Annotated in this window: 10 protein-coding genes; 8 read left to right on the top strand and 2 right to left on the bottom strand. The window is 61.7% G+C overall.

All coding sequences use genetic code 11. The annotated features are described in order from the left end of the window. Positions 1-28 precede the first annotated feature (28 nt). A complete protein-coding gene (locus tag KL786_RS10010) occupies positions 29-496 on the bottom strand; it encodes a PAS domain-containing protein (protein ID WP_215517509.1) in 468 nt (155 codons plus the stop codon). A gap of 128 nt (positions 497-624) precedes the next feature. On the opposite strand from KL786_RS10010, the gene KL786_RS10015 reads away from it, so the two are divergent. The 7 genes from KL786_RS10015 (at position 625) to KL786_RS10045 (ending at position 10,618) form a co-directional block, all read left to right on the top strand. Then, positions 625-1,080 (top strand): flavodoxin, encoded by a 456-nt coding sequence (locus KL786_RS10015; protein ID WP_215517510.1) that lies wholly within the window; start codon positions 625-627, stop codon positions 1,078-1,080. A 243-nt stretch (positions 1,081-1,323) separates the two neighbouring features. Then, the gene (locus KL786_RS10020) at positions 1,324-2,106 is read left to right on the top strand and encodes a class II aldolase/adducin family protein (protein WP_215517511.1); all 783 of its coding nucleotides are present in this window, start codon (positions 1,324-1,326) and stop codon (positions 2,104-2,106) included. Further along, positions 2,106-3,041: an alpha/beta fold hydrolase gene (locus tag KL786_RS10025; RefSeq protein ID WP_215517512.1), complete on the top strand. Its 936-nt coding sequence runs from the start codon at positions 2,106-2,108 to the stop codon at positions 3,039-3,041. The genes KL786_RS10020 and KL786_RS10025 overlap by 1 nt, the downstream gene beginning before the upstream one ends. 131 nt (positions 3,042-3,172) lie before the next feature. Beyond that, positions 3,173-4,084: an SDR family oxidoreductase gene (locus KL786_RS10030; RefSeq protein WP_065944289.1), complete on the top strand. Its 912-nt coding sequence runs from the start codon at positions 3,173-3,175 to the stop codon at positions 4,082-4,084. A 595-nt stretch (positions 4,085-4,679) separates the two neighbouring features. Next, positions 4,680-6,470, top strand: coding sequence for a DUF1302 domain-containing protein (locus tag KL786_RS10035; RefSeq protein ID WP_215517513.1), 1,791 nt, complete (start codon positions 4,680-4,682; stop codon positions 6,468-6,470). 30 nt (positions 6,471-6,500) lie between these two features. After that, a complete protein-coding gene (locus KL786_RS10040) occupies positions 6,501-7,868 on the top strand; it encodes a DUF1329 domain-containing protein (RefSeq protein ID WP_215517514.1) in 1,368 nt (455 codons plus the stop codon). A gap of 209 nt (positions 7,869-8,077) precedes the next feature. Beyond that, positions 8,078-10,618: a LuxR C-terminal-related transcriptional regulator gene (locus KL786_RS10045; protein WP_215517515.1), complete on the top strand. Its 2,541-nt coding sequence runs from the start codon at positions 8,078-8,080 to the stop codon at positions 10,616-10,618. A 131-nt stretch (positions 10,619-10,749) separates the two neighbouring features. Here KL786_RS10045 and KL786_RS10050 read toward each other — a convergent pair whose 3' ends face one another. Then, positions 10,750-11,538, bottom strand: a complete 789-nt coding sequence (locus tag KL786_RS10050) for an IclR family transcriptional regulator (protein ID WP_215517516.1) — start codon at positions 11,536-11,538, stop codon at positions 10,750-10,752. A 119-nt stretch (positions 11,539-11,657) separates the two neighbouring features. Between KL786_RS10050 and hmgA the strand changes: the two genes are divergently transcribed. Further along, entirely contained in the window at positions 11,658-12,941 is a 1,284-nt protein-coding gene (gene hmgA / locus KL786_RS10055; RefSeq protein ID WP_215517517.1) for a homogentisate 1,2-dioxygenase, read from the top strand. Positions 12,942-12,944: the final 3 nt, after the last annotated feature.

Raw genomic sequence — 12,944 nt, forward strand, 5'->3', positions numbered from 1 at the left:
GCGATTATCACCCTAAAGACCGCATTTTCTAAAGTTTGTTAGATCCGCTCGTCGCCCGGAGCGCTGCCAACTGCGCCGTAAGCTCGGCCACCTGGGCTTCCAGCTGGGTTACACGCTGCTGGGCCTTGACCTGAGTCGTGACATCTTTTTGTACGCCGACGAAGTAGGTTTGCTTGTCGGCACTGTTGTAAACCGTCGAAAGTGACAGTTCATTCCAGAAGTGCGTACCGTCCTTGCGGTAGTTGCGCAGGATTTCCCGGCACGCGCCGCCACTGTCCAGGGCTTCGCGAATGGCCATCAGGGCCGGCTGGTCGCGGTCGCCCGATTGCAGGAAGCGGCAATCCTGATAAAGGATGTCGTCCAGGGCGTAGCCAGTCAGGCGTTCGAAGGCCGGGTTCACGTAAATCAGTGGCTTGTCCTTGCCTTCCCTTTCTGCCACGACGATCCCGTCGTTGGAGGCGTTGACCACCATTTGCATCAGCTTGGCGTTAATCATCGAGCGATCCATTGCTTGTTTGTGGACCTGGCAGTGTAAGACACCCCGCCAAGCTGTCCACTGGCTGCTGTTCAATAGTGTGAAGCTGTTAATATCCCAGGCTTTCACTCAACTACAGGATCAGATTGATGAAAGTCGCCATCCTTTCCGGCTCGGTCTATGGCACCGCAGAAGAAGTCGCCCGCCACGCCCTGGAGATACTCAAGGCCGCCGGTTTCGAGGCCTGGCATAACCCGCGGGCGACCCTGGCCGATGTACAGGCCTTCGCCCCGGATGCCTTCCTGGCCGTCACCTCCACCACCGGCATGGGTGAGTTGCCGGACAATCTGATGCCGTTGTATTCGACCATCCGCGATCAATTGCCAGGCGCCTGGCGCGGATTGCCGGGGGCGGTGATCGGCCTGGGCGACGCCAGCTACGGCGACACCTTCTGCGGTGGCGGCGAGCAAATGCGCGAGCTGTTTGGCGAGCTGGGCGTGCGCGAAGTGCTGCCGATGCTGCGCCTGGATGCCAGCGAAAGCGTCACCCCCGAAGCGGACGCCGAGCCCTGGCTGGCAGAGCTGGTCACGGCCCTGCGCGGCTGATCGGGAACTCACGTAGCAACACCACGTCCTTCGTCATGCTCGGCGGGGTGTTGCTCAAGTGGTTGCCGCACCTTATTGGCGTCGCTTCTCTGACGCCACATTGTACGAATCCGAACTATCCTCACGGTTGACCCGCTCGGTCATCAAGCTGGCTGCCAACGCAACTACGGCTTGCCCGAGGTCTGACTAGACTGGCCCTTCACCCCAAAATAATAAGAACACCACAGCGTCGAGGTCATTGCCGTGAGCCTAGCCCCCGTTCAATCGACACAGAGTGTAAAAGACCAGGTCAGCGCTGCCGAATGGCAGACCCGTGTCGACCTGGCAGCCTGCTATCGCCTGGTGGCCCTGCATGGCTGGGATGATCTGATTTTCACCCACATCTCGGCCAAGGTGCCGGGCACCGAAGACTTCCTGATCAACCCGTTCGGGCTGATGTTCCACGAAATCACCGCCTCCAGCCTGGTCAAGGTCGACCAGGCCGGCAACAAACTGATGGCCAGCCCCTACGAAATCAACCCGGCGGGCTACACCATCCACAGTGCGGTACACGAAGTGCGACACGATGTGGTCTGCGTGCTGCACACCCATACCGCCGCCGGTGTGGCCGTCTCGGCGCAGAAGCAAGGTGTATTGCCCATCAGCCAGCAGTCGCTGTTTGTGCTGTCCAGCCTGGCCTATCACGGCTATGAAGGCGTGGCGTTGAACCACGAGGAAAAGGCCCGCCTGCAAGCCGACCTGGGGCCGAACAATTTCCTGATGCTGCACAACCATGGCTTGCTGACCTGTGGCGCGACCATCGCCGATACGTTCCTGATGATGTTCACCTTCCAGCGCGCTTGCGATATCCAGGTGCTGGCGCAAAACGGCGGAGCCGAATTGATCGCCATCGAGCCGCAGATTCTCGCGGGTGCCAAGGCGATGATTGCCGGCGTGACCAAGAGCGCCCAAGGCATGGGCGGCGCGCTGGCCTGGCCGGCGCTGTTGCGCAAGCTCGACCAACAAGACCCTGGATACCGACTCTGATGCCGCTGACAGAGATTCCCCTGAGTGCCTGGCGCAAGTGCGGGCAGAGCTTTGTCTTTCGCGGGCAGACCATCCGTTATTGGGTGGCCGGGCAGGGCGAGCCATTGCTGCTGATCCACGGCTTCCCCAGTGCCAGTTGGGATTGGCATTACCTCTGGCAACCCCTGGCCCAGCGCAACCAGGTGATCGCCTGCGACATGCTCGGCTTCGGTGACTCGGCCAAGCCCCTGGACCACACCTATTGCCTGCTGGAACAGGCTGACCTGCAACAGGCCCTGCTGGCCCATTTGCGGGTGCGGCAGCCGGTGCATGTCATGGCCCATGACTACGGCGACAGTGTGGCCCAGGAACTGCTCGCCCGGCACTACGAGGGCAGGTTCCAACTGGCCAGTTGTGTATTTCTCAATGGCGGGTTGTTCCCCGAGACCCATCGTGCGGCGCTGGTGCAAAAACTGTTGCTCAGCCCCTTGGGGTGGATGATCGGCCGCGCCTTTGGGCGCAACGCCCTGGCCGACAGCTTCAAGCAGATCTTCGGCCCGGCGACCCGCCCCAGTGAAAGTGCCCTGGATGATTTCTGGAGCCTGATCGAAAACAACGGTGGCCCGCGGATATTGCACAAACTCATCGCCTACATCCCCCAGCGCCGTCAACAACGCGAGCGCTGGGTGGCGGCCATGCAACGTGGCGAGGTGCCGTTGCGGGTGATCGATGGCGAAGTCGACCCGATTTCCGGCGGGCATATGGTCGCGCGTTATCGCGAGCTGATAGCGGATGCCGACACGGTATTGCTGCCCAATATCGGCCATTACCCGCAGGTCGAAGCGCCGGTGCAGGTGCTCAAGCATTACCTGGCATTTCGCGAGGGCATTGAAAACAACCAGGATCGCCTATGGGAACTGGCTTGTGTGGGAGCAGGCAAGCCAGCTCTCACATAAGCCAGCTCCTACACGAGCCGATCATCCCCGTACCTTATTGCGCACCATTCACCCCCGCCCGTATTTATTGTGACCAGAAGCCCCGTGCCCGACACTCAGCCCATCGTCCACTGTCATTGCTGGAGTTCCCTATGAGTGAGTCTGTGCAGTTCCAAGATAAAGTCGTGATCGTCACCGGTGCCGGTGGCGGTTTGGGTCGTGCCCATGCGCTGCTGTTCGCCAGGCACGGGGCCAAAGTATTGGTCAACGACCTTGGTGGCTCGACTCAGGGCGAAGGCGCCAATGCGTCGGCCGCCGACCGTGTGGTGGCCGAGATTCGCGAGGCCGGCGGGATTGCCGAGGCCAACCATGATTCGGTGACCGACGGCGAAAAGATCGTGCAACACGCCCTCGATGTGTTTGGCCGCATCGACGTGGTGGTGAACAACGCCGGGATCTTGCGCGACAAGACCTTCCATAAAATGGAAGACGGCGACTGGGACCTGGTTTACCGGGTGCACGTCGAAGGTGCCTACAAAGTGACCCGCGCCGCCTGGCCGCATATGCGCGAGCAAGGCTACGGCCGGGTGATCTTCACGGCGTCCACTTCCGGCATCTACGGCAACTTCGGCCAGTCCAACTACGGCATGGCCAAGCTTGGCCTGTATGGCCTGACCCGCACCCTGGCGCTGGAAGGGCGCAAGAACAACATCCTGGTCAATGCCATCGCGCCCACTGGCGGTACGCGCATGACCGAAGGCCTGATCCCGCCACAGGTGTTCGAACGCCTCAAGCCCGAGTTGGTCAGCCCGCTGGTGGTGTTCCTGGGCAGCGAGGCGTGCCAGGAAACTTCCGGGTTGTTTGAAGTGGGCGGCGGTTGGATCGGCAAGACCCGCTGGGAACGCAGCCTGGGCGTAGGTTTTGACCCCGAGGCTGGTTTCTCGCCAGATGACGTGGCGGCGCACTGGCAGCAGATTTGTGACTTTGAAGGGGCGGCCCACCCCAAGGACAACATCGAAGCCTTGAAGGAGATGATGGACAACCTGCAGAAATACAGCCTGTGATCGTTACCTGAAAAACATTCAATCCTGCGGGGCGCTGATGGCGCCCCGTTTTGTTTCAGGCATAAAAAAGGCCGCTGCATTAGCAGCGGCCGAAGTAAGACGTTGGATCAAGGAGCTACAAATCAACGTCAGTGAACACGGGTAACAGACTGAAAATACGCTTCAATCTGTTGAAGACTGGCTTCCAGGAAACACATGGTTTGTTCTGAAAGTTCGGTAAGAATAGTCCCTTGTAACGGAATGAAAAATACTGATTCAGGACAAGGACTGTTACCAAAACAACAACAGTGCCAGCCCCCTGTAGGAGCGAGCTTGCTCGCGAAAAACGTTAACGATGACGCGTTTTGTCTGGTTTAACGCGGCGTCCTCAAGTTCTTCGCGAGCAAGCTCGCTCCTACAGGGGGCGGGAGAGGGAGGGGGTTATCCATTCTCTTGATAGCGCTTCATCCACTGCGTCGATAGGCCCGCCAATACCCACGCTAGAGCCTGTGTTAATCCTTTCGAGCGACAAAACGAATACCTCCTTGGTGCGCTTATCGCTCCTGATGGCGGGCAGTAGGGTGGGGCCTTCTGTCACACCACCCTAGGAAGACGCATGACAAAAACAACAATGCGCGCCATCTTCAGGCCACAGGCGCTGGCCGCTGCGGTTGCTTTGGGTTGCTGCGTCCAGGCGCAGGCTGTTTCATTCAACATCGGCGAGATCGAAGGGCAATTCGACTCGTCGCTGTCGGTCGGTGCCAGCTGGGGCATGCGCGATGCCGACCGCAAGCTGGTGGGCACGGTCAATGGCGGCAGTGGCCAGGCTTCCACTGGGGATGATGGGCGCCAGAACTTCAAGAAGGGCGAGACGTTCTCGAAAATCTTCAAGGGCCTGCACGACCTGGAGCTCAAGTACGGCGACACCGGTGTATTTGTGCGGGGCAAATACTGGTACGACTTCGAGCTCAAGGACGAAGACCGCGAGTTCAAGCCCATCAGTGACCACAACCGCAAGGAAGGCTCCAAATCCAGCGGTGCGCAGATCCTCGATGCCTTCGTCTATCACAACTATTCCCTGGGGGACCTGCCGGGCACCGTGCGCGCCGGTAAACAGGTGGTCAGTTGGGGCGAAAGTACCTTCATCGGCAACTCCATCAACAGCATCAACCCCATCGACGTCTCGGCCTTCCGCCGGCCGGGCGCCGAGATCAAGGAGGGCCTGATTCCAGTCAACATGCTGTTCGCGTCCCAGGGCCTGACCAACCAACTGACCGTGGAAGGTTTCTACCAGTTGGAATGGGACCAGACGGTGCTGGACAACTGCGGCACCTTCTTTGGGGGTGACGTGGCGGCCGATGGTTGCACCGACAACTACACCGTTGGCAGCCCGGCGATCCGTCCGCTGCAACCGGTGGCCGCCGCGTTCGGCCAGGGTTTTGGCGTGACCAATGAAGGGGTGATCGTGCGCCGCGCCGCCGACCGTGACGCGCGGGATTCCGGGCAGTTCGGCATGGCCTTGCGCTGGCTTGGCGATGACACCGAGTACGGCCTGTACTTCATGAACTACCACAGCCGCACGCCGACCGTGGGCACCCTCACGGCCAACACTAACCTTGCGACCATCGGCAATATTATCAACGCGGCCAACGGCATTGCCCCCGGCAGCGGCGCCGGCCTGGCGCAGAGCGTGATGCTCGGACGCGGCCAGTACTACCTGGATTACCCGGAAGACATTCGCCTGTACGGCGCCAGCTTCTCCACGACCCTGCCCACCGGCACGGCCTGGACCGGGGAAATCAGCTACCGCCCCAACGCCCCCGTGCAACTCAACACCACGGACCTGACCCTGGCCTTGGTCAACCCGATTGCCGGCAACGCCGCCTCGCCGATCAAAAGCTCATTCGGTGCCGACAATACGGGCTACCGGCGCAAGGAAATCACCCAGTTCCAGACCACCATGACCCAATTCTTCGACCAGGTACTGGGCGCCGAACGCCTGACCGTGGTGGGCGAGGCGGCCATCGTGCGGGTCGGCGGGCTGGAGAACAAAACCAAACTGCGCTACGGCCGCGATTCGGTCTACGGCCAATACGGCTTTGGTGGTGATACCGATGGCTTCGTCACGGCGACGTCCTGGGGTTATCGCGCCAGGGCGATCCTGGACTACAACAACGTGATCGCCGGGATCAACTTCAAGCCCAACCTGTCCTGGTCCCATGACGTCAAGGGCTACGGCCCCAACGGCCTGTTCAACGAAGGGGCCAAGGCGCTCAGCGTCGGGGTCGATGCGGACTACCGCAACACCTACACCGCGAGCCTGAGCTACACCGACTTTTTTGGCGGTGACTACAACACCCTGACCGACCGCGACTTCCTCGCCCTCAGCTTCGGCGTGAACTTCTGATTCGGCTTAAAAAGAACAAGGACAACAACCATGCGTAAGATGATTTTGCAGTGCGGTGTGCTGGCCCTCAGCCTGTTGGCCGCCAACGTGATGGCCGCCGTGTCACCGGAAGAAGCTGCCAAGCTGGGGAGCACCTTGACCCCGATGGGCGCGCAGAAGGCCGGTAATGCCGATGGTTCGATTCCGGCCTGGACCGGTGGCATCCCGAAAAACGCCGGGGCGGTGGACAGCAAGGGCTTTTTGGCCGACCCGTTTGCCAATGAAAAACCGCTGTTCGTGATCACTGCCGCCACCGTCGACAAGTACAAGGACAAGCTGTCGGATGGGCAGGTGGCGATGTTCAAGCGTTACCCTGAGACCTACAAGATCCCGGTCTACACCACTCACCGTACGGTCAACCTGCCCGAGGATATCTACGAATCGATCAAGCGCAGCGCACTCAACGTCAAGTCGATCAACGACGGCAACGGCCTGGAGAACTTCACCGGCAACCGTTACTACGCCTTCCCGATCCCGAAGACTGGCGTCGAGGTGTTGTGGAACCACATCACCCGTTACCACGGTGGCAACCTGCGGCGCATCATCACCCAGGCCACCCCGCAGACCAACGGCAGCTACACGCCGATCCGCTTCGAGGAAGAGTTGGCGGTGCCGCAATTGATCCCGGACATGGACCCGGCCAAGGGTGCCAACGTGCTGACCTTCTTCAAGCAGTCGGTCACCGCCCCCGCGCGCCTGGCGGGTAACGTACTGCTGGTGCACGAAACCCTCGACCAGGTGAAGGAACCGCGCCTGGCCTGGATCTACAACGCCGGGCAGCGCCGCGTACGGCGTGCGCCGCAAGTGGCCTACGATGGGCCGGGCACCGCGTCCGACGGCCTGCGTACCTCGGATAACTTCGACATGTTCTCCGGCGCGCCAGACCGCTACGACTGGAAGCTGGTGGGCAAGAAGGAAATGTACATTCCCTACAACGCCTACAAGCTCGACTCGCCGTCGCTCAAGTACGACGACATCATCAAGGCCGGCCACATCAACCAGGACCTGACCCGCTACGAGTTGCACCGGGTGTGGGAAGTGATCGGCACGGTCAAGCCAAACGAACGGCACATCTACGCCAAGCGCCACATGTACATCGACGAAGACAGCTGGCAGGTGGCGCTGGCCGACCACTATGACGGTCGTGGCCAACTGTGGCGCGTGGCCGAAGGGCATGCGCAGTTCTACTACAACAACCAGATCCCCGCCTACACCGTCGAGACCCTGTACGACATCATCGCCGGGCGCTACATCGCCCTGGGCATGAAGAACGAGGAGAAGAGCAGCTTCGTGGTTGGCTTCAAAGCCAAGGCAGCGGACTACACCCCGGCAGCCCTGCGGGCCTCGGGCGTGCGCTGATCTATCCGATTGCAACGCGATCAAAATGTGGGAGCGGGCCTGCTCCCACACTTGGCCATGTTTCAGTATTCAGATTTTGTGCCGGGTTTCATTTGAAACCCGGCTTTTTTATGTCCGGCAATCAGCCCGCTGAATACTTCTTCAACAACGCCCATTGACAGGACTACGGTAGACCGCACGCCGCATAACAATAAAAAAGGGACGCTGGAATGACCGCCATGACCCGTCGCCTGGATCGCCCTGGATTCATGCCGCGTTTGTCTTGCCACCATTTGCTGCGCCCACGCCTGGCCGAGCCGTTGCTCCATGCCGAGGCGCGGGTGAAATTGCTGTGCGCGCCGGCCGGCAGTGGCAAGAGCGCCTTGTTGGCCGAATGCGCCCTGCAGGCCCCGGCAAACTGCCAGGTGTATTGGTTGCCACTCAATGGCGCCGCCCTGGAGCCGCTGGATTTTTGCCAGCGCCTGGCACAAAGCCTAGGGCTGGCGTTTGTCGACGAAGCCAGCCTGTTGCTGGACCTGAGCCGCTGGCAAGCGCCGGCCTGGCTGTTTCTCGATGACTATTGCCGGGTGGCGGCGCCGGCCTTGGATGCCTTGCTCGATCGCGTGTTGGCGGCCAGCAGCCCGGCCTTGATCTGGTGGCTGGGCGCGCGGCGCCGACCTGCCTGCAATTGGCCGCGGCTGTTGCTCGATGATGAACTGTGGGAGTGCGGTACTACGGAATTGGCGTTCGATCAGCAAGAGGTCCTGCAATTGATCGAGCATCACGCCGGTGCCGGGCAGACCGCCGACAAGGTCCTGCAATTCAGCGCCGGTTGGTGTGCCGGCGTGCGTATCGCCCTGCTTGAAGGCGACAGCCATCCCGACAGCGGCGCCTGGCATGGTCGTTCGCAGACCTTGCTCGACTACCTGCAACACGAACTGTTCAGCACGTTGCCCAGCGAGCTGGAGGAAGTTTGGCGTGTCCTGGCGCACCTGCCGCGTTTCAACCCGGGATTGTGCGAGCACTTGTTCGGGTTTGGCGATGGAGCCGACTACCTGCGTGATCTTCAGGCCCTGGGTGCGTTTATCGAGCCCTGGGAAGATTCGCCGGACTGGCTGCAAGTCTTCACCCCCCTGGCCCAACTGCTGCGCGACGAACCCTGGCCGGCCCGGCGCTCCTGGCACCGGCGCGCCTGCCAATGGTTCACCGCCGCGCAGGATTGGCAGGCGGCGTTTGAGCAGGCGCTGTTGGCTGAGGAATACGAAGTGGCGGTCAGCCTGTTGGAGCACTTCAGTTTCGAAGACCTGTTCCGCCAGCAGAATGCGGTGCTGCTGTTACGCCTGCATGAGCAACACGGCGATGAGTTGATGCTCGGCTCGGCGCAACTGGTGGGGCTGGTCACGGCTGCCTTGCTGTTTGCCGGGCGTTTCGACCAGGCTGCGCAATGCATTGATCAACTGGCGCGTTTCACCCCGCAACCCACGGCCGCCTTGCAACGGCATTTGCTGGCGCGCTGGCAGGCGCAGTGGGGTTGGCTGTTGCACCTGGGAGGCGAAGCGGCGCGGGCGCGGGCGCACTTTCTCGATGCCTTGAATGATCTGCCGGACAGCGCCTGGACATCGCGCCTGATGTGTCTGTCCGGGTTGACCCAGCAAGCGTTGTTGCGCGGCGAACTGGACGTGGCACAGGCCCTGAACCGCGAGGCGCTGTGCCTGGCGCGGGCCCATGGTTCACTGCTGCTGGAGGCGGTGCTGGAACTTGATCATGCGCAATTGCTGGAGCAGCGGGGCGCCCCGTATCGGGCCCAGAGCCTGCTGGAAGGCGTGCAGGCGATGCTGCTCCAGCAGCGTCTCAAGGCCGGGCCGCTGATGGGCCGGATCGCCCTGCGGCGTGGACACCTGGCATTGCGCCAGGGGCACGACGCCCTGGCCATCGAGTGCCTCGAAGCCGGCCTGGGCATGTGCCTGCACAGCCAGGACAAGCGCGTGCTCTATGGGTTTCTCGGGTTGTCGATGCTGGCGGCCAACCGCGGCGACTATGCCCAGGCATTTATCCAGTTGCGCGACGCCGAGCGCCTGATGCAGCGCCGGCATGTTCCCGACACGGTCTACCGGGCCGTGTTGCTGTTGCTCAGCGGGCATTTCTGGTTGCAGCAGGGGCGCGCCGAACTGACCCTGGAAGCCGTCAGCCGAGTGCTGCGCCACTTCCATGGCCCCCAGGCGAAACAGGCGCCGCCGGCGACCCTGGAGCTGATCCCCAGGCTGGAATACCTATTGGTGCTGGCTCAGGTGAAGCTGCGCCAGGCTGATCAACCGATCCTTCGGCTTACGGCCTTGCTGGACACCGCTCGCGAACGTGGCATGCAGTGCCTGGAAGTGGAGTTGCAGTTGGTGTTGGGCGAGGTGGCCTGGCAACTGGGGGAGCGGGCCTTGGCGGTGCGCTCGCTGCAAAGCGGCCTGGCCCTGGCGGCGCGCTGCCAGGTGCAGCAGGCGGTGCGTGAACTGCGCCTGCGCCAACCTGGGCTGCTCAGTGAGCTGGGGCTTGAACCTCAGGAGACGGTGGCGGCACCTGGAGAAAACCCGCTGAGCCAACGGGAGTTGGAGGTGTTGCAACTGATTGCGCTGGGCAATTCCAACCTGGAAATTGCCGATCTGTTGTTTATCTCGCTGCACACCGTGAAGACCCATGCACGGCGGATCCACAGCAAGTTGGGGGTGGAGCGCCGTACCCAGGCAGTGGCCAAGGCCAAGACACTGGGCCTGATGGCCTGATTATTCCAGGCAACGCAGATCAAAATGTGGGAGCGGGCTTGCTCGCGAAGGCGGTGTGTCATTCAGCGCATGCCTTGACTGATCCACCGCCTTCGCGAGCAAGCCCGCTCCCACATTGGCCCGCGTTTCTGTCAGGGCTGATAGCCCATGCGCCAACTCACCGCCTGGCTCGCGGCAAGCAATTGCCTGGCTGCCGGCCCATCTTCATCGGCATGGAATAACGACGTCGGCCCCACCACGGTCATCACCGCCACCACGTGCCCCATCGCATTAAATACCGGCGCCGATAGCGCATCGACCCCAGGCATCAGCAAGCCATGGACAAAGTGCAGGCCGCGCTGGCGAATCTGCTCGCACGTTTGCGCATGCGCCTGATTGTCCGCCAGTGCATGGGCGGTGCCGGCCTGGATTTCCAGTTTGCGCAGGTCGACGGTTTCCCGCTCGGGCAAGAAAGCACTGAACACCAGCCCCGTGGATGAGCTGAGTAGCGGCAGCACCGACCCCAGTTGCGTCACCACCGTGACCGCGCGCACCGCCGGTTCGATATGCACCACGGTCGCGCCATGGTTGCCCCACACCGCGAGAAAGCAGGTTTCATTCAACTCATCGCGCAACTGCGCCAGGGGCAGGGTGGCGACTTTCAACACGTCCATGCTGCCCAGCGCCGCGAGCCCCACGCGCAAGGCCTCGCGGCCCAGGCCGTAATGGTTGGTGGCAGTGTTCTGTTCGGCAAACCCCGAGGCAATCAGGGCCTGCAAGTAGCGGTGGACCTTGCTGGCTGGCATCTGCACATGTTCGGCCAGGCGCGACAGGGACGTGGCCGGCGACAGTTCAGCCAGGGCCTTGAGGATATCGGTTCCGACCTCGGCCGAACGGACTTTCTGTTTGCTTGTGTCGCGGGGGGCGGGCGGCTTTTCCATGGAGTGCGTGTGTCCGAAAGACGAATGGCGGTCTTTATAGCTTGACGGTGGATACGGAGCAAATTACGTTATGCGTAACTGGATTACGATAAAAACAACTTCCCTACTGAGGACGATCCATGACCCTCGAATACCAATCGGGCTTTGGCAATGAATTCGCCAGCGAAGCCTTGCCTGGCGCCCTGCCTGTCGGCCAGAACTCCCCGCAAAAAGCGCCCTACGGGCTGTACACCGAACTGTTCTCCGGCACTGCCTTCACTATGGCGCGCAGCGAAGCCCGGCGCACCTGGATGTACCGCATCCAGCCGTCGGCCAATCACCCGGCGTTTATCAAGCAGAAGCGGCAGTTGGCCGGTGGCCCGCTGGGTGAGGTGACGCCCAACCGCCTGCGTTGGAACCCGCTGGATATTCCCGCAGAACCTACCGACTTTATCGATGGGCTGGTGGGCATGGTGGCCAACGCCGGTGCTGAAAAACCTTCCGGCATCAGCATCTATCACTACTGCGCTAACCGCTCCATGGAGCGAGTGTTCTTTAATGCCGATGGCGAACTGTTGATTGTTCCCGAGCAAGGTCGCCTGCGCATTGCCACCGAGTTGGGCGTGCTGGAGGTCGAGCCGCTGGAAATCGTCGTGCTGCCGCGGGGCCTGAAGTTCCGCATCGAGCTGCTGGATGCCCAGGCGCGCGGCTACGTTGCCGAAAACCACGGCGCACCGCTGCGCCTGCCCGACCTGGGGCCGATCGGCAGCAATGGCCTGGCCAACCCGCGGGACTTCCTGACCCCGGTTGCCCACTACGAAGACCTCTCGCAACCCACACCCCTGGTGCAGAAATTCCTCGGCGAGCTGTGGGGCTGCACCCTGGACCATTCGCCGCTGAACGTGGTGGCCTGGCACGGCAACAACGTGCCGTACAAATACGACCTGCGCCGCTTCAACACCATCGGTACGGTGAGTTTCGATCACCCGGACCCGTCGATCTTTACCGTATTGACCTCGCCCACCAGCGTCCATGGCCTGGCCAACCTCGACTTCGTGATCTTCCCGCCGCGCTGGATGGTGGCCGAGAACACCTTCCGTCCACCGTGGTTCCACCGCAACCTGATGAACGAATACATGGGCCTGATCCAGGGCGCCTACGATGCCAAGGCCGAAGGCTTCCTGCCGGGTGGCGCGTCGCTGCACAGTTGCATGAGCGCCCACGGCCCGGATGGCGAGACCTGTACCAAGGCCATCGCCGCGGACCTGGCGCCGCACAAGATCGATAACACCATGGCCTTCATGTTCGAGACCAGCCAGGTGCTGCGCCCGACCCGCTTTGCCCTGGACTGCCCGCAACTGCAAAACACTTACGACGCTTGCTGGGCCACGTTGCCGGCAACCTTCAACCCGAATCGGAGATAAACC

It is taken from the genome of Pseudomonas sp. TAE6080 (assembly GCF_018732265.1).
GTDB classification, from domain to species: Bacteria; Pseudomonadota; Gammaproteobacteria; order Pseudomonadales; family Pseudomonadaceae; genus Aquipseudomonas; species Aquipseudomonas brenneri.